The following is a 25417-nucleotide window of genomic DNA, read 5'->3' as shown; positions in this document are numbered from 1 at the left end:
AGACAAATGGCATCGTCTCCTGCGAGATGGTGCTATTTTTTTGAGATTATTTCACACTATCCTAATACATAGACAGAAACTTATCTAATACATCCCGTGCATAATCAATCCCAGAAGAAATGGACGCAAAATGGAGGGTAAATAAAACATGGAGTTTACATCGTTACTGACGAGCGAGGATCTGGAGCACAAGCTGAGACTGGCCAATGATTTGCAAGAAGCAGTACGGCTTGAACAGCTGACTTTGCATTACCAACCGCAGTTCGAAACCGTCTCTGGCAACGTACGCGGTTTTGAAGCTTTGCTCAGATGGCACCATCCGCTCTTCGGACCGATCTCCCCTACGGAATTTATCCCGCTCGCCGAAGAGATCGGACTGATTTATTCCATCGGTGACTGGGTCATCCAGACCGCTTGCCAAAAAAACAAGCAAATTCAAGAAAAGTACATGCCCACTTCCGTCATGTCAGTCAACATCTCGGGCCTGCAATTGCAAGACTCTCTCTTCTTCGATCGGGTATGCGGCATTTTGCAGAAAACAGCTCTCTCCCCTCAATCATTGGAGCTGGAATTGACAGAACGGGACAGAATCTCGCTCAAGGACAGACGGATCGATACTTTGAAAAAATTCGCTAACCACGGCATCAAAATCGTATTGGATGATTTCGGGACGGAATACTCCTCGCTTGAATACATCACGACTCTCCCCCTCTCAACTATTAAAGTCGATCGGTCATTTGTCGCTCATATTGCCAATCATTATGAAGGAACGGTACTCGTCGAATGGATCATTTCACTGGCGCGCAAACTGGGGCTCACTGTCGTCGCTGAAGGCATCGAGACGTTTGAACAGCTCCATAGCCTGCAAAAGTGGAAATGTGATTTTGTGCAAGGCTTTCTGATCAGCAAACCGTTGCACGAAAGCGAGTTGCCCCTGTTTTTCCGCAAAGTAGAATGGAAGCAGGAAAACAAGTTTCTGCATACATGATGAAAAAGCTTCGGTTACCGAACCGAAGGCACCCTCCTCTCATTCAACCAGCTTTACCAATCGGCACAGATCATAGAGAGCATGGATTCCGCGCATTTGCCAGCAGTTGACCCGATGCAAATACTGCAAGGAGTCCGTGGCGATTTTTCTCGCCTCTAAAACATCGTCTTCCCTCATGTGAGCAATGGCATTTTTCAGCTCTACAACCGTTGGCGAATACACCTGCGCGCGCAACGCTTGCAAAAGCATAATTTTTCGGATATGCGAGCGATTGAACAACCGATAGCCATTTTGCGGATCGCGCGTGGTTGTAATCAGCCCTGTTTTCTCCCAATGGCGAATCGTCGAGCTGGGAAGCCCTGTTTTTCGGGAAGCTTCCTTGATCGTCAGCCACGCTTCGCCAGATTCTGCTTGCGTTTGCTTGCCATCCAGCTCGCAGAACATCCGCATGTTGCTTTCTGCCAGTTGCTTGTCCCGTTGCAAAAGGGCTTGCACCTCATTCACGCGCCATAGCGCCGCATCGAGCTGCCTTGCTTGAACGTTCCGCACAACTTCCGCAGTCACCTCCATCCCGAACCCGGGCGACATAGCCTGTATACAAGTAAAATAGGCAACGTGCTCGGCGGTATACAAACGATAGCCGCCCGCAGACCGTTCCACTGGCGGAACAAGTCCTTGCGCTTCGTAGTTGCGCAAGGCGCTTGTGCTCAGCTTCAATTTTCGCGCAATGTCAATCGGCCGCATTTTTCCGTGGACCCCTCTCTTCATTTGTTCCTGGTTTAAAGCTCGCTTATAACGTTTGAGCAACTCTCCCCTATTTATTCAACAAAACTTCTGACCAAACCTTCGAATTAGCATCCATGTTGTAAGATGAAAAGGAAAAATGTCCTCGTTAGTGATGCGCATATCGAAGGAGGGGTTTCCCATCGTCTTTGACCTGTTGGAAATGGAATTTGAACGCCAAGTTACCAATCTCGTTGCAAAAGGGTATCCTGGCATTGCCCGGATGACAGAGAGCGCATTCCGCAAGCAACTGGAACCGTTGAAGGACAAAGCAGCCTCGCTTCCTCCGTGGACGAATGAGACGGAACTGCCTGAAGGCTATGCTCCTTTTGCCCTCGTCGTAAAAAGCGAGTGGGTCGACAGCAGCCGTGCCATCCAACTCGTGGAGCGCCAGAAAAAGGCAGGCTTTAGCGTCATGGATGAGCAGGATATGTGCCGCTTCAAGCCGATCGATGGAATCGCGTTGCCTGCCGGAGTCGCCTATCTTTTGGCTGACATTGATACCGGACGACAAACGCTCAACGTCACGCCGAACGACGCCCTGCCCCGCCTTTTGGCCCAAGGGCGCTCTCCGCTTACTCTGGAGGAAGGCATTGCCCTCGTTACCCACTTTCCTGAGCTGTTGAAAAAGAACAACGGTTTTTCCCTGCTCGGCTCCCGTTGTGGCGATCGGCGCGTAACGGCCCTGTGGATCAGTCAAGGCAAGCCGAAGCTCGGATGGTGCTGGGCAGGTAACCCGCATACGTGGCTAGGCTCAGCCTCATGTCTGGAGCGCATAGGAACGGACAACATCGCAAACGAAAAAAACCTTGAAGGCAGCTTTAAGGTTTGCTCCCACAACAGCTAACGGTTTTACTTTAGCGTAACTCCGTTGATGACGTGCGCTTCCACCTGGGCAATGCTTTTTCGCTACTGTCGCGTGCGGAACTCCCGCAAGGCTGCGCAGTTCATCTGCATCGGTCGCAAGCGCCTTTTGCAGCTGCTCAGCCCGCATTTTCCGACCTCCATCACGAACCGGACTGGATCGCTACACGCCAAGAGCGCTTGGGAACGATTCTCCTTTGTTGCTTCCATCTTCCCGTCCACACTCGGCGAATGCAAGAAAACCGCGATGCGCGATGTGCTTTTCGCAAGCGATTATTTCCAGCCAAAAAAGGGGATGCCTCATGCATCCCCCTTTTTGCTATACCATCATTTTGCAAATATCGTTCGTGAACGCGACCGGATCTTCAATCGGCAAGCCTTCGATCAGCAGCGCCTGATGGTAAAGCACCGCTGTGTACAAATTCACTTTTTCCTTGTCTTGACCGAAAGCGGCCTTCAGCGACTGGAACACGTCATGGTTCACGTTGATCTCCAGCACCTTTTGCGCCTTCACGCCTTGGCTGTTCGGCATGGCGTTCAGCACTTTTTCCATCTCGATCGTGACATCTCCTTCTGTCGACAGGCAGACTGGATGGGATTTGAGACGCTTGGATGCTTTTACGCTTGCAACTTTGCCTTCGAGCAGGCTCTTCATGTAAGCGAACAGCTCCTGGTTGTCTTCATTTTCAGCGTCTGCCGCCTTGTCCTGCTCGTCCGGTTCAATTCCCAGATCGGCGCTGGAGACGGAACGGAACTCCTTGTCCTTGTAGGTGCGCAGCATCTTGATCGCGAACTCATCGATATCCTCTGTGAAGTAAAGGATTTCATAGCCTTTGTCGGATACCAGCTCGGTTTGCGGCAGTTTTTCGATGCGCTCGTTGGATTCCCCTGTCGCATAGTAGATGTACTTCTGGTCTTCCGGCATTCTCTCGACGTACTCGGCCAGCGTCACCAGCTTTTTCTCTTTGGAAGAGTAGAACATGAGCAAGTCCTGAAGCGTGTCCTTGTGTGTGCCAAAATCGCTGTATACGCCGTATTTCAGCTGTCTGCCGAACGCTTCGTAAAACTTTTCGTACTTCTCCCGCTCATTTTTTTGCATGCTTTGCAGTTGGCCCTTGATTTTGCTGGAGATGTTTTTCGCGATCAGCTTCAACTGGCGGTCATGCTGCAGCATTTCCCTGGAAATGTTGAGAGACAGGCTTTCCGAATCGACCATCCCTTTGACGAAGCTGAAGTAATCTGGCAGCAGGTCGGCACATTTGTTCATGATCAGTACACCATTGGCGTACAGCTCCAGACCTTTTTCATACTCTTTGGAGTAGTAGTCGAACGGAATGCTTTCCGGGATGTACAAAATCGCCTGATAGACGACCGCTCCATCCGCGCTGACGTGAACATGCGCAAGCGGCTTGTCGAAACCGTAATGCTTGCTTACATAAAACTGTTCGTAGTCTTCGTCAGTCAGCTCGTTTTTGTTCTTGCGCCAGATCGGCACCATGCTGTTGACCGTCTGCTCTTCTTGCACTTCCTCAAACTCGCTGTCGCTGCCTTCTTTCGGCTGATGCTTCGTCACGTCCATCTTGATCGGGTAGCGAATGAAGTCCGAGTATTTTTTGATAATCGCCTTCAAGCGATACTCTTCCAAAAACTCATCGTAGCGTTCTTCTTCCGTATTCTCTTTGATTTTGAGAGTGATCGTAGTACCGACCTCATCTTTTGCATAAGGCTCGATGGTATAGCCATCGGTTCCGCTGGATTGCCACTTGTAGCCTGTGTCTGCCCCCAGCGCTTTGCTCGTGACCGTTACCACGTCAGCGACCATGAAGGCAGAGTAGAAGCCCACCCCGAATTGCCCGATAATATTGTAGCCGTCTTTGGCATCGTTTTCTTTTTTGAAGGCAAGGGAACCGCTTTTGGCGATCACGCCCAGGTTGTTTTCCAGCTCTTCAGCGGTCATGCCGATTCCCGTATCGGTAATCGTCAATTCGCGGGCAGCCTTGTCCACGCTAATTTTAATGAAGTAATTGTCTTTATCGAACACCAGCTGATCATCCGTCAGCGAGCGGTAATAGATTTTGTCAATCGCATCGCTTGCGTTGGAAATCAGCTCACGCAGGAAAATCTCTTTTTGCGTGTAAATGGAGTGGATCATCATTTCCAACAGTCGCGTCGATTCAGCCTGAAACTGCTTTTTTTCCATCGGCCATTCTCCCTTCTATTTTGCCACACACAATTGTTAGCACTCTCACCGCGAGAGTGCTATCCACTATTTTTATAACAGTCCTAGATTTTTCTGTCAATATACCGCCCCTGTTTTTTGTAAATTATTCCCTGATCGCCGCACAAGCTTTTTGCCCAAAAGACCAAAAGAAAAAGGACCATCGTTCTCAATGGTCCCTTCTCTCTTTCCCTACTCTGCTTTTGCATGAGCCGCATACGCCTCGGCTGCGATCGCCAGAAAATAGGCAAGTCCTGTCTGCTGCCCCTCCAGCATCTGCAAATGGAAGTCGTCTTGCAGGAAAAACCGAGTCTGTCCGGCAAACTCGTACGGAGTAAGCGAATGCCCGTGCTCATGCATAAAGCGCAGATGCTCCCCGATCAACTGATGCAGCTTCGCATCCGTATGCTTGACTCCATCGCGCAATGCGGCAGCCATCTGCGCCATGAACCGTTCGGCTTCCTGCGCTTGTTCATTCATCTTCGCCACGTCGATGGAAGCTTCCTGTGCCAGATCGTATCCGTACGTTTCCTGCAAATGCTCGCTTTGCTCCTGCAGAGCTGCTCTCCACTCTTCCTCACTGCTGAACCCTTGAAACATCGCTTGGTTATCCATTCCTTTTCCTCCTCGCAGGCACGCCAGCGTTTCTTGCAGCGTGCGTATGACCTCTTCCAACCTGCTTTGTCGTTCCAAAAGCTGCTGTTCCTGTTCTTGCAACACAAGCTCTCGCTCCGGCTCTCCATCAAGCAGCTCGCGAATTTTTTGCAGCGGAAAATCCAGTTCGCGGTAAAACAAAATTTGCTGCAAACGCGCAAGCTCTTTGTCGCCGTACAGCCGATAGCCCGCTTCACTGATCTCGCCCGGAATGAGCAGGCCAATCCGGTGGTAATGGTGCAACGTCTTGATCGTCACGCGGGAAAGCTCCGCTACTTCCTTAACTGTGTACAGCACGCTGTCCGCCCTCCTTTCCCCTCTAGTGTAAAGACTCCCCCAAGCGGAGAGTCCAGCGTTTTTTTCATAAAAAAAGCCCCCGCAAACAGCCGCGAGGGTTGAAAAAGGTGGTTAACAGTGTATGGTAATCAGTTTTTCCAAATTTTCCATTCCTATACTTGCAGGCTCGCTGCCAAATCTGCTTTGCCATCAGTTGGCAGCCATTTCTACCGATACAGATCAGCCTTTTTGCCTTTGCAGCCCGCTTTCCTGTTCAAGCAGCCTTTGGACATTCAGCCTGAGTTGGCAGCAGTCTTTTTACATGCTTGATTCTCGGCGTGTTTCAGACAGGGGTCGTCTCGCGCCTGCTCTTGCTTTATCCGACTATCCGACCGCAACCAGATCAAGCACCGCAGCGTTGACCCCGTTCAAAAACGCAAGGGCGCTCGCTTTGATAATATCGGTATCCATCGCCCGACCGGAGTACGTTTTCCCCATGTACTCGATGCGAATATTGACACGGCCTACAGCGTCTTTGCCGCGGGAAATGCTGTTGATCTTGTAATCCTTCAGGTGGACATCCAGCCCGACCAACGTTTTGATCACGTCGTACAACGCTTCGATCGGCCCTTCGCCTACTGCGCTGCCTTTCAGCATTTCCTCGCCTTTTTTCAGCTTGACCGTCGCAGTCGGGTACAAATCGTTGCTGACGACCTGGAACGACTCCAGCTCATACAGATGCTTGCTGCTATCTGCGAGCGTGCGGTGATTCGCCACCAAATAAAATACGTCGTGGTCGTACACTTCTTTTTTGGCGTCTGCCAGCTCCAGGAACTTGGCGAACAACACCTCGAAATCAGCCGCGTCGTTCGTTTCAAAGCCGAGCTTCTCAACAGCATTTTTAAAAGCGTGGCGCCCAGAACGCGCTGTCAAAATCAGCTCCATGCTGTCTGCCCCGACTTCTTCCGGCGACATGATTTCGTACACTTGCTTATCTTTCAAAAGACCGTCCTGGTGAATACCCGACGAATGGGCAAAAGCATTCGCGCCCGTAATCGCCTTGTTCACCTGCACATCCAGACCAGTCAAATGGCTCACCAGCATCGAGGTGCGCAGCAACTCCTTCGTGTTAATGTTCGTATGGCACTGGTAAAAATTCTCGCGCACCTTCATCCCCATCACGACTTCCTCCAACGAGGCATTTCCGGCACGTTCCCCGAGTCCGTTGATGGTACACTCGACTTTTTCCGCTCCGTTTTTGATCGCGGCGAGCGTGTTGGCCGTAGCCATGCCCAAATCGTTATGACAGTGGACGCTCAGGATGACATCCGGGTTGAGGTTTTTCAAGCGGTCGTTGATGCGGCGGATCAAATCGCCGAACTCATCCGGCACCGCGTAGCCCACCGTATCCGGGACGTTGATCATCGTCGCTCCCGCTTTGACGACGGCTTCAATCGTACTCCACAAATATTCAAAATCGGACCGCGATGCATCCTCAGTCGAATACTGAACGTGCGGCAGCAATGTTTTGGCGTAGCGTACTGCCTCCACGCCCATTTCCATGACGGCGTCCTTGGAGCGGTTGAACTTCTTCTCTACGTGAATGTTGGACGTTCCCAAAACGATGTGGATGAGCGGGTCCTGGGCGATCTTGACACTTTCGTACACCGCATCGATGTCGCTTTTCACGGCACGGGCCAAAGCCGTAATCGACACGCTGTCACCGACACTGCGGGCAATCTCCTGCACCGCGCGAAAATCTCCCTCGGACGAAGCCGGAAAGCCCGCCTCGATGATGTCCACCCGCAATTTTTTGAGCTGTTGGGCGATCTCGATTTTTTGCTGGACGTTCAACTTCGCTCCCGGCACTTGTTCTCCATCACGCAGCGTTGTATCAAACACGATAATTTTACGGCTCATTTTCTGTTCCTCCCCAAAATGGTTTGTTTTTGCAACTCGATTTATGGAAAGCGGGGCCGGCTAAACCCGGTCTTCAGCCAGCAAAACGGTCATGACCCGTTTTATTGATCACTCGCAATCAACATCCGCTTTTCTAAAAAAACGTCGCGACGTTTTTCACGCAAAAAAACCTCGTCTCTGCGCATAGAGACGAGGTTGAACTCGCGGTACCACTCTAATTCATTTCCAAATAGCGGAAACGATCTTTTTCGATGGCCATCACCATCTATCCCTGTAACGGTGGAACTCCGGCTTACCCTACATTGTCAGGCAGCTGTTCATAGACGAGTTCGAAATAAACGACATTGCCGTTTCACACCACCCAACGGCTCTCTGAAAAGTCTTTTTATTTCTACTATTTCTAATCGCAACATTTGTTTTATCATTTTTTGTAATTATATGGGCAGAAAAATGCCACTGTCAACAAGCAAAATGCTGGAGGATCGATCAAACATTTTTGATTGAAGAAAATAAAGCGAGAACAATCTGGCGGACAAATCGAAAAAACGCCTCCGCAAAGAAGGCGCTCGCTTTTGTCGCTGCTAAATCGTTTCCCTGTTCGACTCGCGCGTACGGTCGCGGGCAAATTCCCTTTTTTCCGCTTCCATCCCTTCCGCAAACAGCCATCTCAGGGCATGGATAAACTTCATGGCAAAGAAAAAGCTGTCGTGCGTGCCGAGCGGATCTGTCTCGAATTTCACGTTTTGCTCCGGGAAGCCTTTGTCCAGCAAGATGCGGTACGCTGCTTTCGTCTGTGCGACCATTTCCGCTTGAATCGTCGTCTTGTGGATGCCTTCCAGCTCGCCCACGTACATGTACAGCCGATGATCGGCAGCGGGAAGCGGTGTTTCCTGCATGTGCTTGACGTAGCCCTCATACCAGAAGGAGGCGGACAGCCAGGCGCTTTTGCCAAATGTATCGGATCGCAAATAATAGGCGTGCGCACTGACCAGACCCCCGAACGAACATCCGGCGATTGCCGTGTGCTCCGGTTCAGGCATCGTCGCATAATGCGCGTCGATATATGGCTTGATCTGATCGGCAAGCACTTGAATGTAATCGTTCGCTCCACCGCCAAACAACACTCCGCCAGGCACCAGCGTGTCTGCCGGCCACGGCGTGTATTCATAATTGCGGTCGTGCGGCGTGATTCCGACAAAAATCAGTTCCGGCAGCTGCTTTGTGATGAACAGATGATCGAGGTAATTAAACGCATTCAGGACGACATTTCCCCCGTCCTGCACATAAATAGCCGGATATCGCTTCGCGCCTTCTGCATAGCTGTTCGGCAAATAAATGGTCAGTTCAAAATCCGCTACTTTTTCCTTGATGATTCGATGTTGCTGCATTTTTGCACCTCTCTCCCACTCATTCCTATCAAATTATAAGGAGTAGGGCAGCGAGTTGCCATGTACTAAATCCAGATCGGAGATGGACAAAACGCCAAAAACCGCTTGCCTGAGCTTGCCCGCCAACCTTCGCGCCCAAAAATCCCTCGCTCACGCCCCCACCTCTATCGTCGCCACTCTCCCCTGTCGATTTATTCGTCTCGTTAATTCCCTTATTGACACTCGGAATTATAACGCATAAAGTAATGGTATAACAAATCCTTCCAACAAGTTGCAGGCAGACATGCAAAAACCGGACAACCTCTGGACGCCCTGGCGCCTGGCAAGATTCGTCTTGGCAGACAAGGACTTGTTGCCGAAGGATTCGGGCGAAAATTCCAAAAACGTTGATGAGGTGGGCGCATGGCAAACGACTTGATCCAAGCAATCCAACTGCTGAAAGAGAAAGAATGGGTAGACTTGACTCATACATTCGGCCCGGAATCACCGCATTTTTCTGCCTTTGAATCAGCCGAGTTCAAAACGCTGTTTACGCATGACGACGGCTTTTTCTCGCAAAGCTTCACTTTTGCCGGACAGTACGGCACGCACCTGGATGCGCCGATCCACTTTGTGCGCGACAAGCGGTACCTGGACGAGCTGGACTTGAAGGAACTCGTGTTGCCCCTCGTCGTCATCGACAAATCGAAGGAAGCCGAAGCAAACAACGACTACAGCCTGACGATAGAAGATATTTTGCAATTCGAAGCCGAGCACGGCAAAATCGAGAGCGGCAGCTTCGTCGCCCTGCGCACGGACTGGAGCAAGCGCTGGCCCGATGTGGCGGCGTTCAACAACAAAGATGCAGATGGCAACAACCACGCTCCCGGCTGGGGCCTGGACGCCTTGAAGTTCTTGTTTGAAGAACGGCAAATCAAAGCCGTCGGCCACGAAACATTCGACACCGACGCCAGCGTGGACTTCCAGAAAAACGGCGCGCTGCTTGGCGAGTATTACGTGCTGGCACAAGATACATACCAGGTCGAGCTGCTGAAAAACCTGGACAAGCTGCCAGCCAAAGGCGCCGTCATCGTCAACATTACCCCCAAACCGGAAAAAGCGTCCGGATTCCCGGTGCGTTCGTTTGCGATTTTGCCTTAGTTTTTCCAAACAAAAAAGGACAGTCCGCAGTCAAATTTGACTTAGGACTGTCTTCTTTTATCGCCTACTTTTTGTCCTACTTATTTTTAGTGGATACTCCTCTGATTTCTAAATAGGAACCTAAAAACCACGCCATAAAGCCCAGAATGCACCAATAAAGAACAGACCAAAATTCAAAGTCCCAAATATACAACCAGAATGCGAATACTATTTCGCACACAATGATTCCGAATGCATTGCCATGCTCTCTCAAATGTTTGTACGACTCTATATAATCTTTAATTTGATCATCCTTCTGTTCCTCAGATAAGCTTTCTTTATTTAGGTGTGTTTCGCCCGTCGTTACTCTCATTTTAAGAACGCTTGATTTTCTTGCTATATCCTCATTATTCGTTCTGAATTTGCTTAATTTCTCATAAAACTCCTGAATGAGACGAGAACTAAATAATAGTAAGAGAATTAATCCTACAATGATACTTATTGCAATGAGGTGCTTGTTATTTCTCCAATGATCCGCGTATTTCCCGTCCATTAACATAGGAGTAAATATCCAAGAAATGTACGACAAGAAACCTACAAAAAATACTATTCCTACGTATTTTGTCCATGATTTTGGAGGATAAAAAAATATTAATGACCTAATTCCATGCAAAATCAAAATCAGCATACTGGAAAAATACATATACAAAAATCCGGAGACTGCCAAAATAATCGCAGCCAAGATGGGAAAACCTGTCTCTGTTATCTCTATGTTTTCATTTTTCGCATCAATCAAATGATTACTCCCTATGGTTTTTAAAAGACTGTTCGCATCATCAACGCCCAGACCATAAGTCGTACTAAACAACAAGCTTTTCACATCATCTTTTATACTTTGACAGCCAGCAACATCGCACTCTGCACATAGAAAATCTGATTTGGGATAAAAAGCTTTCGTTATCAGCCCATCATAATTAATCACCAAATAAAACAAAATCACAATCCCAAAAATCGTGCCCAGCAAGTAGCGCACCAAATAAAACTCCCAAAACCGCGTCCCTCCCATGCTCCCCTCCATACTCTTTTTTCCATTTTCCATCCCGCTACACTCAACAATCATGCAAATTACCAAATATTGTACCATACTCCCAGGACTTTTGATCCAAAAAAAGAACCCCCAGTCAACCATCTGGGGGTTCCGCACTCTATTAACCTTGCTGCCTCGTCGGCGCCAGCGCTATTTCTCGGATGTTGACACTTTGCGGCTGGCTGAAGGCGAAGTAGATCGTCTCCGCTACTGTTCTTGGATCGAGGCCGCCTTCAATCGACTGTTTCCAATCGGTGTAATTCTCCTTGATCGTCTCATCGGTCGTGTAGCTCAACAGTTCCGTCTCGACAACGCCGGGGGCGATCGTCATGACGCGGACGTTGTGCTTCGCTACTTCTTCCCGCACGTTTTCGCTGATGGAATGAACGGCGAACTTCGTGCCAACGTAAGCCGCATGGTCCGCGAACGTTTTTTTGCCCGCAATCGAGCTGATGTTGATGATCGTTCCTGTCTTGCGCTCGATCATGGATGGAAGCACGGCCTGCATGCCGTTCAACACGCCAATGACATTGACCGCGTACATGTCCTTCCATTCACTGCTGTCCTGGGAACTGATATCGCCCAGGAGCATCCGTCCTGCATTGTTGACGATCGCCTCTACCGGACCAAATCGTGCCTCTGCATCGGCAATCGCCTGCTTCAACGCTGGCTCGTCAGTCACGTCAACCTGCGCCTTGATGATATTGGCTCCCTGAAATTCCTCCAGCCGCTCCACCCGTCTCGCGATCAAAAGCACGTTGAATCCTTTTTCAATAAACAAAGCAGCGGTCGCTTTGCCGATCCCGGAAGAAGCCCCGGTTACTGCTACAAATCCCGTTTTCATTCCTGTCTCCCTCTCTCCCTATCGCTTCGTGTTTCATGGTAAAGTGAGTATAAAAGGAATGCCCGCGCTTCGCTAGTAAGCACTTTGAAGTGAGCTAGTAACCTTGAGGTAAGAAAGGACGCAGCCATGACGAAGAAAAAGTACCTGAACGAATTTGACGCCACCCTGCAAATCATCCAGGGTAAGTGGAAAGTCATGATTCTTTACGAGCTGTATGAAAACTCTCCCAGACGCTTCGGGGAGCTGCACCGCTACATCCGGGATATTTCGCACAAAACATTGACCAATCAATTAAGAGAGCTGGAAGAAGACGGCCTGGTAATTCGAACCGTCTACCCCGAAGTTCCGCCGCGCGTCGAATACGCGCTGACTGCAAAAGGACTCTCGCTCATCCCGCTTTTGGAAATGATTTGCGACTGGGGAATTGCGCACGTCGATCACGGGCAAATGGAGCGTCTGCTCTGCGACGAAACAGAAGAAAAGTGACGCAGGGCGCTCTCGCTGCTACCTTTACCCCTTTCTGGAATGCTGCAAAATTCCGCCAAGGACGGCAGCCCAATCGCCATACGGCAGCTCGTGCCCTGTCCCTTCCAGCGTCAGCAGCTCAGCTCCGGGAATCGCCCGAGCAAGCGCCACTCCATGCGGATACGGAATGATCGGGTCCTCTGTGCCATGAATGACCAAAGTAGGCACCGCGATTTCTTCCGTCCGGGCCAAATAAGCTTCGCAGCCTGTGATCAGGGCATGATTGTTGATGTTTGCCATCTTGCGGCTTCTTTTAAATTCCGCCGCTGCCAGCTCTCGCGTGCGCTTCTCATCCAGCGGATACTTGGAGCCGACGAGCACTTCGCACCTTGCAATGCAAAACGCAATCACCGCCTGCTCATTCGCCCAGTCGACCTCTTGCGCATTGCTGAAAAATTGCATCACCTTGTCTTCCATCGGCGGCAAATCAGGAGCGAAATTAGACGTTGCCAGCAAACTGATCGCCTGCACCCTCTCCGGGTTTCGCAAAGCGATCATCTGGGTAATAATCCCTCCCATCGACATGCCGACGATGTGCGCCCGCTCGATTTTGTAAGCGTCCAGGATGCAGATCGCATCGTCCGCCATGTCCTCGAACGTATACCCCGGATTGCCAAGCTCAAAAGTCGTGGAGCGCCCGACATCGCGATTGTCGTAGCGAATGACAAACCGTCCTGCATCCGCCAGCCGCTGGCAAAACTCTTCCTCCCACCAAACCAGTGACGCCTGAGCGCCCATAATCAGCAAAATAGCCGGATCAGCGGGGTTCCCAAAGCTCTCCGTGCAAATCTCCGCGTTCTTCACCTTCACCATTTGTTCAGTCATTCGTACATCTCCCTTCAAAGTCCGTGTTATCATTAGCTCGCTTGGCTGCTACGAGAGCCAGTCAGTATGGCTCGCCGCCTCTGCCAAGCCTGCACAGTTGTTTCGCTTCGCTCATCACATTTTGCCAACAAAAAAACACAGGCTGGTTGCCTGTGCTTGTGTAATCGAAACATACAAAGAAAAAGAACCGCGCAAAAAACACCCTGCTTTCCGCGCACGATGACAACAGCCACGAGAAAATGGCCGTTCCGTTCTCTTTTCCATTGTTTGTTGTTTTCCAGGGCAAACAAGTGCCGCATTCACCTGCTTTTCACGCGTTTTCACACGCTTACGCACTTGCGCCCTGCAAACAGGTTACCTGAATGGCAAACCATTTTTCGATTACCGTATGCACACAACATAGCCTTTTTGTGCTATTCAAAATCATTGTGCCAGGAATCCAATCGAAAAATTAATTTGCCACACGTAACCCTCCGTTCCATTCAAGTGCCTACAGCTTATCATGCGCTGCTTTTGACTGTCAATAACTGGTGCTCGCCCAGCGATTGGCTTCCTTAGCTCGTTCCTTTTCAGCTACGCAGTAACTCTCCAATCGCTTCGTTCTTTGTTGCCCATCCAACAGCCCATTCCTTCGCGTGCTACGCAGTAATTCTCCAGCCGCTTGTTCTTTGCTGCAGCTCCCACAGCCGCGCGTAAAGCCCGCCTTTTTCCAGCAGCTCCTGGTGACGCCCCTGCTCCACGACTTTCCCCTCTTCCAGCACGATGATATTGTCCGCATTCACGACTGTTTTCAGCCGATGAGCGATCATGATGACCGTGCGCCCTTTGACCAGACGGCCGATCGCCTGCTGCATGACCGCTTCATTTTCCGGATCGAGAGAAGAAGTCGCTTCGTCCAGCAACAGCACAGGCGCATTTTTCAAAATCGCCCGCGCAATCGAGATGCGCTGCTTCTCCCCGCCAGACAGGGTAGAACCGCCCTCTCCGACCATCGTGTCGTAGCCGTCCGGCAGCTTCATGATGAAATCGTGACAGCACGCTTCCTTGGCGGCTGCCTCAATCTCCTCTTGCGTCGCATCTTCTCGGCCATAACGTATATTGTTGCGGATCGTGTCCTGAAACAAATATACATCCTGAAAAACCATGGAGATTTTTTTCAACAGCTTCTCCGGGTCCAGCTCGCGCTCATCTTTGCCGCCAAACAACACTCGTCCGCCGAGCGGGTCGTAAAACCGCGCCGCCAGCCGCAGCATGGTACTTTTCCCGCTGCCGGATGGCCCGACAATCGCCGTCAACGTGCCTTCTCTCATTTCGACAGAAACTTTGTCGAGCACAAGCGTATCGTCATAGCCGAAGCTGACCTCCTCGAACCAGATGTCGTGCCCGTGCGGCGCATCCTGTTCTCCTTGCATGATCGGCTGGGCAAGCAGGTTGACGATGCGCTCGCCTGCCATCGCATCGTATTTGAATGAAGGCAAGCGCATGATCGCGACGGAAAGCGGGTCGAAAATACGCGCTCCTACGAGCAGAAACATCGCGAACAAAGGAACGGTCATTTCCCCGCCGAGTACGCGATACACGCCAACAATCGTCACGAGCGACACGCCCGACTGCATGAACGCCATCGCCACGAGAAAAAACGGGCCGAGCACCCCTTCGATGCGGATGCTTTCCTTCATGAACCGATAAAACGATCGCTCCAGCCGGGTAAAGTTGTCCGTGCGCAAATTGTACGCTTTGATGACCTTCATCCCGTACAAGTATTCTTGCAGACAGTTGGCGAGTGTGACTTTTGCCTGGGAATGGCTCGTGCCGAGCTTTCGCTCCAGCCTGGAGACTCCCCACAAAATCAGGATCGTGACAGGAAAGCCGGCCAACATCGCCAGCGCCATGCGCCAATCCCAAAACAGCAAGCCAAAAAACGCGAAGAACGGAATCAGTATCCCACTGACCAGTTGCGGCAACACCGAAGTGCTCGCATTTTCAATTTGAGTAAAATCGTTCATGATCGTGTGGCCCAGCTCGCCAGCATCCTTGCGCATGAGAAAGCCAAGCGGCAGCTTGCGCAAATGCTCGGCCAAGTTCGTCCGTCCGGCGGCAGACGCTTCATAGGCGCCGCGATAAATGGCGCGATACGCCTTCTGCTCGCAGAAATACACCACGCCGAGAAACACAACCATACCAGCCGCTGCGAGCCACAAACCTGTCGTGTCAAGCACGGCCTGCTCCCCCGCGTAATAGGCGTACACGAGACTGACAGCCCAAGCGAGACAGCCAAAAGGCAGCATGTTCGCCAGATTGGCAAGCACAGCCCAGATAATCGGCTTCGCCATTTTTTCCGGGTGGCCGGCCGTAATGTTATACAACATGTTGCGCATCAGCCGAACACCTCCTTCTCTTGCCTGAGATCGACTGTCCAATCCGTCGAACTCGTGTAGGCCACCCACATGTTTTTGTACAGCCCGCCTCTGGCCAAAAGCTCTCTGTGCGTACCTCTGTCCGCGATCGTTCCGTCCCGCAGCACGATGATCTGATCCGCCTCGCAGATGGTCGTCAACCGATGGGCGATAATCAGTACAGTCTTGCCCTTGATCAGTTCCCCCAAGGCGAGCTGCATCTCGTACTCGTTCTCAGGATCAGCGTAAGCCGTCGCTTCATCGAGAATTAAAATCGGCGCGTTTTTCAAAATCGCCCGGGCAACCGACACACGCTGCGCCTCTCCACCCGACAGATGCACGCCGCCCTCGCCGATCAGCGTGTCGTAGCCTTTTGGCAACCGCTCGATAAACGTGTGGCATTGCGCAGCCCTCGCTGCCCGGTATACGTCCTCTCGCGTCGCAGACGGCCTTCCCGCCAAAATGTTGTTGTACAGCGTATCGGAAAACAGGAACGTATCCTGGAATACAAAAGACATCGCATCCATCAGCTCGCCAGTTTTCATCGCACGGATGTCTACCCCGCCAACGGAAATCGTCCCCTTTTGCACATCCCAAAACCGCGGAATCAACTGGGCAATCGTCGATTTTCCAGAGCCGGACGGGCCGACCAGCGCCGTAATTTTTCCTTGCTGTGCCACGAAGCTGATGTCTCTCAGCACTTCGTTGCCCCCCTGCTCGTTATAGGAGAAGGAGACATGTTGAAACGCAATGTCATAGCCCGTCGGCTTGTGTCCGTTGTCCGGTTCCGGGATCGGCTGCTCTTTCAGCATGTCGTCAATACGGTTGACTCCCTCCGCGATCGTCGTCATGGCCGAAGCGAAGCTGTTCAGCTTGAAAATCGGCGTAGAAATCCCTGGCGCCAGCACGAGAAACAGCATTAGTGTGGCGGCGAAAGCGACATGATCCGGGTCTTTGCTGAGAAAATACACCCCGACCGGAAAGAAAAAAGTCGCAAGAGACAGCAAGATGACCTTGAAGGAGACGTAGCCCCGTTCAAAATTGTCCGTATAGCGCAGACTGAAATCGCGATAATGCAGCATGTCTTGATAAAACTTGCGAAATGAATGCACAGTTTGGCCGAATACTTTGATCGCCGGCATCCCGCGGACGTACTGCACAGAAGAGGTGCTGATCGATTCCAGCGCGTCAAAATACTCCTTCAGCCCCGCCTTTGCCTTTTTGCCAGCCATCATCGAAAACTGGGCGGCAAATCCGAGCACCATCGGGATGATGCAGGCCAGAGCCAGCCAAACGTCGAGCGAGAACATCGCCACGATGATCACGACTAGCATGACTGCCGTATTGATCAAATCGGGAAGCTGATGGGCAATAAACAGCTCAATTCGCTCCACGTCCAGCTCCACCACTTTTTTAATTTTTCCCGTCGCATTTTTATTGAAGTAGCCGAGCGGCAAAGAGCCGATATGATCAGCCAGCTTGACCCGGATGCCGTACAAAATACGAAAAGCGGCAATGTGCGAGCACATCCCGCCAACGTACATGAACAAATAGCCGAGGAGCAGTCCAACCACGCCCCATACCGCCCATGTGATGACATACGCGGCGTCGACAGCGGCAATGTCATCCGCATGGCGCAAAAGCTCAGCCAAAACGCAGTAAATCGACAAGTACGGGACGAGCAGCAAAAAGACGCTCACGGTAGACAAAACGGCCGAGCAAACCATCAGCGTCTTTTTCTCGCCTGCCAGTTCCATAAGCCGGGCCAGTCCTTTTTTGGGCTTACGTTTCAACGGTTCTCACTCCTTGTTCTGTGAAAATCGTCTCCTCATCATGAGCCGCTTTCAACTCCACAACCTGGTCGCTTGCCAGTCCGGACAAAATCTTGTCGTGTGTGATAATCACGACGGTCTTTCCTGCCCGGGCCAGCTGCTTGACCCACGCTGCGACTTTGAGGACACCGTCACCGTCCAGCCCGCTCGTCGGTTCGTCCAAAATAATCCACTCGGCATCCGAGCAGTAGGCGGCAGCCATCGTCACCCGCTGCTTTTCTCCCCCTGACAAGGAAGCCGGATGACGGTCGCGCAGTCCTTCAATGCCGAACGCTGCCATCGCTTCATAGGCCCGCTTGCGCAAGTTCTCGTCCAGCGCTCTGCCCATGACAATCTCGTTGCCCACACTGTCCGAATACAGCTGGTAGTCTGCGTCTTGCATGACCAAGTAGCTGGCCGAGCGCCGCTTGCTGGCGGAATAACGGGCAGAACCGTAGAAGACCGCTCCGCTTCGCTCGCGCAACAGCCCGCACAACACTTTGCACAGGGTCGTCTTCCCCGATCCGTTTTCACCCGTCAAGGCCGTCACTGTGCCCTTCGGAAGCGTGACGTTCAGATTCGAGATCCCATCTCCTTTTTTCCGGTAGGAATACGACAGCTCCCGGGCTTCCAGCGCCATTTCCGCCGTGCGTACGGTCTCCCTGTGCTCCTGCTCCCCCATCCGAATCATATCGGGATGGCGCAAACCGTACGGGCGAACCGCTTCCATCGGCAGTTCGGCAAACTCGTCCCGCGACCACCTCCGGGCGATTTGGCCTTGATTCATGCAGACAAACGAGTCCGCGACAGGCAAAAACGGATTCAGCCGATGCTCGCAAATGAGCAAAGTCGTGCCGTTGTCCTTGAGTCTCCCCAAAATCTCGATCAGATTTCGCGTAGAGGATTGATCCAGATTGGCTGTAGGCTCGTCTAGCAAAAGCAGCGGCGGGTTCAGGACAGATGCCGCCGCGATCGCGACACGCTGCTTTTGCCCGCTGGACAGCTTGTGCAGCGAGCGGTCGAGCAAATGATCTACCCCGAGTTGTTTCGCCACACTTTCAACCCGCTCGATAATTTCTCCCGGGTCCATCCCGATGTTCTCCGCCGAAAACGCCAGCTCATCCCGCACCTTTTCCATAAAAAACTGGCTGCGCGGGTCCTGAAATACGACACCCATCAGCATCGTTCTCTCCTGCGGCAAAAGCTCGGCCGGACTTTTCCCGCCCACACTCACCGTACCGCTGAGCGTCCCTGGATAAAAGCCGGGAGCCAGCCCGTTGACCAGCCGCATCATCGTGCTCTTGCCGCTGCCGGAGCGCCCGCACAACACGACGCACTGTCCGGCTTTGACAGACAAATTGATCTGTTTGACTCCCGACTCGCTGCCGGGCTCTCCGTCATCACTTGCATAATGGAAGGTGACATCGCGCAATTCGATCATCGAATAATCCCTCCCCCGTAAATCGCTGTTCCTGCGATGATATAAATGAGCAAAGCCACTGCGTCCACCGATTTGAAATGATACGGATAGATAGATGTCCTGCTGCACTTGCTCTCGATCCCGCGCAGCTCAGCCGATGAAGCCAGCTCGGCTGACAGTTTCAGGCAACGCACGACCAGCGGCATGAAATAGCACTCGTAAGCCATAGCCGGATGAAGCAGCGCGCTGTACCAGTGCGGGAAAATGCCCCGAGCGCGAATCCCGTCCCGAATCGCCTGCATTTCCATGATGACAACCGGGAAAAAGCGGAGCAAAACGCAAATCATTACCGTGATCGGCCGGGGCACAGCCATTCTCTCCAGCACGCACATCAGACTGCCAGGAGGCGAGTACATCAGCGTCGCCCCGATCATGACCAGCGGCATCATTCTGGCAAAAGAATAGAAAACGAGCTTCATCGTGCCCAGCATCTGCGGCATGATATACGCAATAACCAGCGACATCACATAAACGAGAATAAATGGCATGACCTTTCTGGACAGGTGATTTAAGACCAAGTACACTACACTTAAAGCAACCATCATATGTACTTGCCATTCTTCCTTGATCAAAATGGTCAGGATCGTTGCCAGCAAAAGCACCGACAAGTGTGTCTTTGGACCCGGTTTTCTCATGCCAGCTTCGCCTTTTTCACATGCTTCTTGAACAACACGTTTCCGATCAGGCACCCAAGCAGCCCGCCCGCTGCTGAAATCGCTAACATCGTAATCGCCATGCTCGGCGTACTGTAGTAATAGAGCATCTTATCCATAGCGGCTTTGGAATAGCTCTTGGACAAAGTGGCAATATACGCATCGCGGAAGAAAATGAGCGGAACGATGGCGCAGAGCGAATAGCCTACGTAAAACAGGGCGTAGGCAATGGCGTTGCGGACAGGATTTTTATAGCCGTCCTTGCCCCACAAAACCAGTTCGCCCACGATTCCCATGCAGGCCAATACGAGCAAAAAATACGCGTAGCCATAGGCGATAAAATACAAGCCTGTAATGACGGAAGTGAAGAACAGGACACCTCTTTTGTTGATTTTGTTGGACATGACAACGTAAAGCGGCGCATTGAGCAAAGCCGTAATCCCGCCAACCACCAGATACGAGGCGAAGGTAAAGATCGGGCAAATCGTCATAATAATGAGCATGACTACGTTAAAAATAGCGAGTGTGATAAAGTCCCGCAAAGTCCATCTGTTTTGCAGGGGTGAGACGGCGGCTTCCATGATAAATCCTCCTTTTGTTCATACTCTGAGATGATAGGACTGTAAATGAGATCAATTTTCATTTGCAGTAACTTGGTTCCATTTTATTTTTTTCCAACTCGGGGGGTCAATGAGCTAACGGCAGGTGTGTCTTTTCATGGCATCATTTCGTCTGATCAAAGCATTGGGAGGTGAGTAGAAATGAAGGATCTTGTAGCTGACATGCACGTGCCTTGCCTGGCAAAATGCGGTTTTTTCCGCGATGACAGCCCATCTCCTTACAGTCAGGCGGGAACGTGCTTCTCCATCTCGCCGGAAAAAGGCTCCGGGCATTACTGGACGTATTCCCGCGAGAATCTGTTTTCCATCTCCATCCTCGACTTCGTTTTTTACGAGGATTTGTACCTGGAATTTGAGCAGCCGAAATATATGAGCCTGAACTACTACGACTCCGTGGCGGGAGAAGAGCTGCATCCGCCGAAGCGTCTCTCCTCCGGATACATCCGGGTGCATTTTGGCTGCAATAACGTGTATCGGGCGCGATATGAGAAAAATGTGCCGATTCGTTCCACTGGGTTTGAGATTACGCCGGAGTATTACGAAGATTATTTGCAGACCAAATACCCCGATGAGTACACAGACCTTCGTTCCGCTTTTGTCAGCGTGGACGGCCTGACTCATTTCCCCGAGCTTGTCTTTTTGCTCAGGCAAATCAGACAATTTCGCGGTACGGGAATTGCCGCGCGACTGTACTACGAGAGCAAGGTTGCCGAAGCGGTTTCCCTGATCGTCGAACGGGCCAAACAGCAAAAAAAGGCTCATCCGAGCAAGTTTGTGTCCAGAGAGGATTTGGATAGTCTTCAAGCTGTGACTGCGTATATGGATGAACATTTTGCCGGAGAACTTCACCTGGAGCATCTCGCCCGCATTGCCTGCATGGGTACGACAAAGCTCAAGTACACGTTCAAGCTCGTCTATAAGTGCACGATTACCGAATACATTCAAAACAAGCGAATGAGCCATGCGGAACAACTGCTCAGCACGACTGACTTGCCGATCAGCCAGATCGCCCAGATCGTCGGCTATCACAATTCGAGCCGTTTTTCCGAGCTGTTCCGCAAGATGACTGGTCTTTTGCCCAACGAATACAGAAGACATTGCGCCACCCCTCTGCTTGGCGTAGCAAAAAAATAAGCTGTGGCCGCTTCTGTGACGGCTACAGCTTATTTTTTCAGCAAACGTGCGTCTTCAGTTGCTCGATCACGCTTTCCCAATGTTCCTTCATCTGCTCGCGCATGTCGGCATCCGCCAAGTTTTCCTGATGAAAGCTGACGGTAGTTTTCCCGTTTTTGGCGGAAATCAAGCGGATTTGCAGCGTCGAGAACTTTTCCCAATCGCTTTTTTTCCACCTTAGGCGAAGCTGCTGATAAGGCTTGACGATTTTGAACTGTCCGGATATTCCTTGCTGCGATTCAAAAGCTGCTTCTGCTGCAAGCGACAGCGGCGGCAGGTCGCCCAGCCAAAGCTTCGTTCCCTCCGGAGAGGTCAGAAAAAGCCAGATTGGCTCCGCCTCTACGGGAAGCGTTCTCCTCACGCCGATCTGAAACCCGGCAGCAGCGGTTTGCCCCACCACCTTAGGGATGGCAGCGGACTGCTTTTTGTTCATCTGTACTTCCCCCTATCCGTTCGAAATGTGCATGCTAATGCTCACAAACTTGTCTTTCTAGCATACTTTCATTTTTTGGAAATATCAATCAATCCACAGAGGAAAACAAGTTGCGTACCCGCTCATCCCGCAGCCAAAGCCCGCCCCAGGCCAAAATGGCCAGGTAGACAGCAAACAGCGTGTGCGTCAAAAGCGGCGCATCTACGCGAACTTGTGTAGCGATGACGCCACCGAAGTAGCCTGTCAGCAAAATCGCTCCCAACACTGCAGTTCGCGGCAAAGCGTACAAAACAGTAGAGATAATCGCCAAAATGCCCAAGAGCGCAATATGGTGCTGCGCAAATCCGAGTACCAGTGTGCCTTCGACGACAGGAGCGGGTTGGATCAGCTTGAACACACCGTCAAACAGCATGAAGAGGATGACCAGCCAGCTCATGATCCGCGCTACCCACAGTCGCGTTCGGGAAATTGTTTTCGCCATGTTTTCTAACCGCCTTTCTTTATTTGCCAAAATCCTTTTGTTAAGAGAAGCGTATCATAAACCGCTGATCAACGTTTCTTCTGGCTTGCTATGTTCAGCGTCACGGCTCGTGGACCGCATGCCGCTCCGCTCACTCTCCTGCCAAAACATCGAGACGTTTTTCACAGAAAAAAGCAGTCCGTGCAAAAGGCTGCTGCCTCGCTGCTCGAACTGCCTGCGTTCTTCTGTTATTTTGCTGTGCCGCTTACTTCAGCCGCTCCACCTGATAGCCTTTTTCCTTCAGTTGGTCAAGCACCATGCCTTTCAGCGCGTAGTGGGCAGAGCCTACGACGACAAAGGAAGTGTGCTCGCCTTCCTGTTCCAGCAACTGGGCCAGCTTGTTCGCCATGTTTTTGTCCCGTTCACCAACGAGGCGCTGGTTCAATCCTCCGGCATCGAATTGTCCTTCCACGCTCAAAACTTGAGTCATGCCTTCCAGATCGCCTTGCACCCACTTCGTCTGCATGTCTTGCAACACCTGATAGCTTGCTGCCGGCTCTTTTCCGGAAAGCAAGCTGTCCAGAATGACGTTCAATTCCTTTTCCTGCTGCTCTGCGGGTACGCCCGAGAGCAAATCGGCTTGCAGCTTGATGCCTTCCAGCTCGTGGATCGGCTTTTGCTCAAGCATCGCTTTGGCCAGGAAATAGCGGTCGATCCCTGTCAGCATCGCCAGTTCGCCTTCCTCCGGGCTTCCGGTATAGCCTACCGTTACCAGGGAAAGACCAACGGCAAAAGGCTTGTAGCCATCGAACGCATTTTCAGGCAATTTCATGCTTGCCAGCGCCTTTTGCAGCTTGCTGTATGTGGCGGCTGACACGTGATCCTGGAGTGTCGTTCCGTCGCTGTAAATCATTTTCTCCAGCATGTAATTCATGTCGCCAGCAAGGATATCCGCCTCGACCCACAGATCGTCTGACGCTTCATAAGCGTCGCGGATTGTTTTTTGCATCGGGTACATGTCGGTTGTGCCCATATGAATCGAGCCGAGCAAATAGAGCGTATTTTGGCCTTTGGTCACTTTCCACAACAAGCCTTTGGCTCCGCCGCCCGCCAAATCATTGGCGAACTCGACCACCCGGCTGGCCATGACCGCAGCCTGCTCTACTGTTGCTGACTGATCCAGCTCCAAACCTGTGCTCGTCCCTTTGACAAGTCCATGTTTGCGCATGTACTCCAACGGAGCGAGTGCAGTCACATCGGCTCCCTTTCCGGCTGGCCACTCATAGTTTGCCAGCAGCTTGTGCAAGGAAACGGCTACTGCTTCGCGCGTCGCCACACGGTTGTCTGACCAGGACAAAGCTGCTTTTTTCTTCAAGCCAAGCTGATCGAGCTTCTTCTCTGTCGCTTTCAGCAAATCCGCAAACTTATCGGCAGGAATCGGTTGAAGGAACGATTCGTCTTTGTACCAGGCTAACGGAAAAATTCCGTATTTCTCGCCTTCATTCAATGTCGAAATGGACCATTCACTGAGAAAAGGCACCTGAACAGGCTCTGCGGCTTTCAGCGGGTATACGTGGCCGAGCAAAATCGTCAGGCCAAGCACTCCCGCCCCTGCCCATCTGCCAAGCTTCTTCCAGTGGTTGTTTCTTTGCATTTTCAAGATCTCCTCTCATGCTGTCTGCAACTTGCCTGCATGTTTCTAGTAAACAATGGTAGATTATACCACAGTTGAAAATGGTAGGTAAACGTCAAAAAGTCTGCCTGCTCCCTGTGGCAGCCGCCAGTCTGATCGCATCCAGAAGCCGATGCAGGTGGAGTGCCTCAAAAAAATCGGGAACGGTGAACGTCCCTGTCTGAATGTCCTTGGCAAAAGCTTCATGAGCACTAGCCACATATTGCCTGACTGCTTCGCCTTCTGCCGCATCTTTTGCAACCGAGACGAAGTGGTCCGGATTGCTTGCTGCAACACGGCTTGCAGAAGAGTAGGCTGTCATGTGCGCTTCCAGGTTGCCGAACTGTACATGTCCCGCCGAATTGTGCTGCACGATGCGAATGACTCCCAGCTCTCCCTGAATTTCCAGCTCAAAGGCGGGATACGTGCCTGCCTGGATATGAACGAATGCCGAAGCCCCGCTTTTCAGCACTCCTTGCACCATGATCTGATCTGCTGTGTCTTTTGCAATGATTTCATTCGTCGCAAGCACAGTCGCAGTAGAAAAATTCCGGTTCATCATCGCGGACAGCTCACGAAAATCGCCAAGCAAGTAGCACAGGGCATCCAGGGAATGGCCGCCGTTGATCGCAAGCAGTGTCGCACCGTGTTTTTCGCTCAGCAAATACGCCCCCTGCCGATCGGTGACTCCGCCTTTTCCTTGCGTGGAAACGCGCATGTGACAAGACAAGATACGGCCAATCTCGCCTCGCTCCAGACGCTGCTTCACTTGCCGCAGCACAGGTGACTGTCTCGCCTGAAGCCCTGCTGCGTGATGAACGCCTGCCTGTTTTGCCAGACCAGCCAACTGTTCTGCCTCGCTTGTCGTGACAGCTAGAGGCCACTCGCAGTACACATGCTTCCCGGCAAGGATGGCGCTGCGGACTGCATCGTAATGATCAGGAACCTTGACGCTTACAACTACCAGCTCCACAGCTGACGAGCCGCTTACGGCGCGGTGGTCTGTCGCAGCGAGCGTAGCCCCGGTCACTTCCGCACTCTTTCGCGCACTCGCTTCGTTTGTCGTGGCGATTGCGGTGATGCGGTGTCGCTCACTTTGCAAAAGCACAGGAATATGCGTCTTGCTTGCCCACTGATTGTTCAACGACCCGCCGATAATCCCGGTGCGAATTTGCTTTGTATCCATGTCTTTCCCTCCTGCTTCACGCGTGCAATTCTTTTTTGTGAA

General features: G+C 51.7%; 22 protein-coding genes and 1 other annotated feature. Of the genes, 5 read left to right on the top strand and 17 right to left on the bottom strand.

The features are described 5' to 3' along the window. Positions 1–148: 148 nt before the first annotated feature. Positions 149–988 (top strand): putative bifunctional diguanylate cyclase/phosphodiesterase, encoded by an 840-nt coding sequence (locus EDM60_RS05200; protein WP_122962993.1) that lies wholly within the window; start codon positions 149–151, stop codon positions 986–988. Between the two features lie 39 nt (positions 989–1027). Here the strand turns inward: EDM60_RS05200 and EDM60_RS05195 are convergent, their stop codons facing one another. Further along, positions 1028–1732 carry a MerR family DNA-binding transcriptional regulator gene (locus tag EDM60_RS05195; RefSeq protein ID WP_122962992.1) on the bottom strand — a complete coding sequence of 235 codons (705 nt, stop codon included), beginning with the start codon at positions 1730–1732 and terminating at the stop codon, positions 1028–1030. Positions 1733–1871: 139 nt separating this feature from the next. Between EDM60_RS05195 and EDM60_RS05190 the strand changes: the two genes are divergently transcribed. Beyond that, the gene (locus tag EDM60_RS05190) at positions 1872–2618 is read left to right on the top strand and encodes a DUF5701 family protein (protein WP_229049847.1); all 747 of its coding nucleotides are present in this window, start codon (positions 1872–1874) and stop codon (positions 2616–2618) included. Between the two features lie 336 nt (positions 2619–2954). Here the strand turns inward: EDM60_RS05190 and htpG are convergent, their stop codons facing one another. The 4 genes from htpG to EDM60_RS05165 form a co-directional block, all read right to left on the bottom strand. Then, a complete protein-coding gene (gene htpG, locus EDM60_RS05185; RefSeq protein WP_063228559.1) occupies positions 2955–4835 on the bottom strand; it encodes a molecular chaperone HtpG in 1881 nt (626 codons plus the stop codon). A 210-nt stretch (positions 4836–5045) separates the two neighbouring features. Next, the gene (locus tag EDM60_RS05180) at positions 5046–5804 is read right to left on the bottom strand and encodes a MerR family transcriptional regulator (RefSeq protein WP_122962991.1); all 759 of its coding nucleotides are present in this window, start codon (positions 5802–5804) and stop codon (positions 5046–5048) included. 363 nt (positions 5805–6167) lie between these two features. Then, positions 6168–7703: a 2-isopropylmalate synthase gene (locus tag EDM60_RS05170; protein ID WP_122962989.1), complete on the bottom strand. Its 1536-nt coding sequence runs from the start codon at positions 7701–7703 to the stop codon at positions 6168–6170. A gap of 182 nt (positions 7704–7885) precedes the next feature. After that, positions 7886–8120 (bottom strand) — a binding site (T-box leader). Positions 8121–8284: 164 nt separating this feature from the next. After that, positions 8285–9091, bottom strand: coding sequence for an alpha/beta hydrolase (locus EDM60_RS05165; protein ID WP_122962988.1), 807 nt, complete (start codon positions 9089–9091; stop codon positions 8285–8287). Between the two features lie 402 nt (positions 9092–9493). On the opposite strand from EDM60_RS05165, the gene EDM60_RS05160 reads away from it, so the two are divergent. After that, entirely contained in the window at positions 9494–10231 is a 738-nt protein-coding gene (locus EDM60_RS05160) for a cyclase family protein (protein ID WP_122962987.1), read from the top strand. 76 nt (positions 10232–10307) lie between these two features. On the opposite strand, the gene EDM60_RS05155 is transcribed toward EDM60_RS05160, so the two are convergent. Then, positions 10308–11276 (bottom strand): hypothetical protein, encoded by a 969-nt coding sequence (locus EDM60_RS05155; RefSeq protein ID WP_122963258.1) that lies wholly within the window; start codon positions 11274–11276, stop codon positions 10308–10310. A 142-nt stretch (positions 11277–11418) separates the two neighbouring features. After that, positions 11419–12141, bottom strand: coding sequence for an SDR family oxidoreductase (locus tag EDM60_RS05150; RefSeq protein WP_122962986.1), 723 nt, complete (start codon positions 12139–12141; stop codon positions 11419–11421). Positions 12142–12267: 126 nt separating this feature from the next. On the opposite strand from EDM60_RS05150, the gene EDM60_RS05145 reads away from it, so the two are divergent. After that, positions 12268–12627: a winged helix-turn-helix transcriptional regulator gene (locus tag EDM60_RS05145; RefSeq protein WP_122962985.1), complete on the top strand. Its 360-nt coding sequence runs from the start codon at positions 12268–12270 to the stop codon at positions 12625–12627. A gap of 24 nt (positions 12628–12651) precedes the next feature. Here EDM60_RS05145 and mle read toward each other — a convergent pair whose 3' ends face one another. From mle to EDM60_RS05110, 6 genes are all read right to left on the bottom strand, one after another. Next, positions 12652–13491: an alpha/beta fold macrolide esterase gene (mle, locus tag EDM60_RS05140; RefSeq protein ID WP_122962984.1), complete on the bottom strand. Its 840-nt coding sequence runs from the start codon at positions 13489–13491 to the stop codon at positions 12652–12654. Positions 13492–14129: 638 nt separating this feature from the next. Beyond that, positions 14130–15869, bottom strand: coding sequence for an ABC transporter ATP-binding protein (locus EDM60_RS05130; RefSeq protein ID WP_122962982.1), 1740 nt, complete (start codon positions 15867–15869; stop codon positions 14130–14132). Beyond that, on the bottom strand, positions 15869–17680 hold the full coding sequence (locus EDM60_RS05125) for an ABC transporter ATP-binding protein (RefSeq protein ID WP_122962981.1): 1812 nt from the start codon (positions 17678–17680) through the stop codon (positions 15869–15871). Before EDM60_RS05125 ends, EDM60_RS05130 begins: the two co-directional genes overlap by 1 nt. Next, the gene (locus EDM60_RS05120; RefSeq protein WP_122962980.1) at positions 17670–19139 is read right to left on the bottom strand and encodes an ABC transporter ATP-binding protein; all 1470 of its coding nucleotides are present in this window, start codon (positions 19137–19139) and stop codon (positions 17670–17672) included. The genes EDM60_RS05125 and EDM60_RS05120 overlap by 11 nt, the downstream gene beginning before the upstream one ends. Continuing rightward, positions 19136–19813 carry an energy-coupling factor transporter transmembrane component T gene (locus EDM60_RS05115; RefSeq protein ID WP_122962979.1) on the bottom strand — a complete coding sequence of 226 codons (678 nt, stop codon included), beginning with the start codon at positions 19811–19813 and terminating at the stop codon, positions 19136–19138. The genes EDM60_RS05120 and EDM60_RS05115 overlap by 4 nt, the downstream gene beginning before the upstream one ends. Then, positions 19810–20412, bottom strand: coding sequence for an MptD family putative ECF transporter S component (locus EDM60_RS05110; protein ID WP_122962978.1), 603 nt, complete (start codon positions 20410–20412; stop codon positions 19810–19812). Before EDM60_RS05110 ends, EDM60_RS05115 begins: the two co-directional genes overlap by 4 nt. A 180-nt stretch (positions 20413–20592) precedes the next feature. Between EDM60_RS05110 and EDM60_RS05105 the strand changes: the two genes are divergently transcribed. Beyond that, on the top strand, positions 20593–21585 hold the full coding sequence (locus EDM60_RS05105) for a helix-turn-helix domain-containing protein (RefSeq protein WP_122962977.1): 993 nt from the start codon (positions 20593–20595) through the stop codon (positions 21583–21585). 37 nt (positions 21586–21622) lie between these two features. Here EDM60_RS05105 and EDM60_RS05100 read toward each other — a convergent pair whose 3' ends face one another. The 4 genes from EDM60_RS05100 to EDM60_RS05085 all read right to left on the bottom strand — a co-directional run bounded on the left by EDM60_RS05100 (position 21623) and on the right by EDM60_RS05085 (position 25375). Then, positions 21623–22057: an SRPBCC family protein gene (locus EDM60_RS05100; protein ID WP_122962976.1), complete on the bottom strand. Its 435-nt coding sequence runs from the start codon at positions 22055–22057 to the stop codon at positions 21623–21625. Between the two features lie 88 nt (positions 22058–22145). Further along, positions 22146–22538, bottom strand: coding sequence for a DoxX family protein (locus EDM60_RS05095; RefSeq protein ID WP_122962975.1), 393 nt, complete (start codon positions 22536–22538; stop codon positions 22146–22148). 244 nt (positions 22539–22782) lie between these two features. Continuing rightward, on the bottom strand, positions 22783–24171 hold the full coding sequence (locus tag EDM60_RS05090; protein ID WP_122962974.1) for a TraB/GumN family protein: 1389 nt from the start codon (positions 24169–24171) through the stop codon (positions 22783–22785). A gap of 94 nt (positions 24172–24265) precedes the next feature. Then, positions 24266–25375, bottom strand: coding sequence for a Gfo/Idh/MocA family protein (locus EDM60_RS05085; RefSeq protein ID WP_122962973.1), 1110 nt, complete (start codon positions 25373–25375; stop codon positions 24266–24268). Between the last annotated feature and the right edge of the window lie 42 nt (positions 25376–25417).

Source organism: Brevibacillus parabrevis, from assembly GCF_003710905.1.
Taxonomy (GTDB): domain Bacteria; phylum Bacillota; class Bacilli; order Brevibacillales; family Brevibacillaceae; genus Brevibacillus; species Brevibacillus parabrevis.
This window is presented reverse-complemented; position numbering and strand designations above follow the sequence as displayed.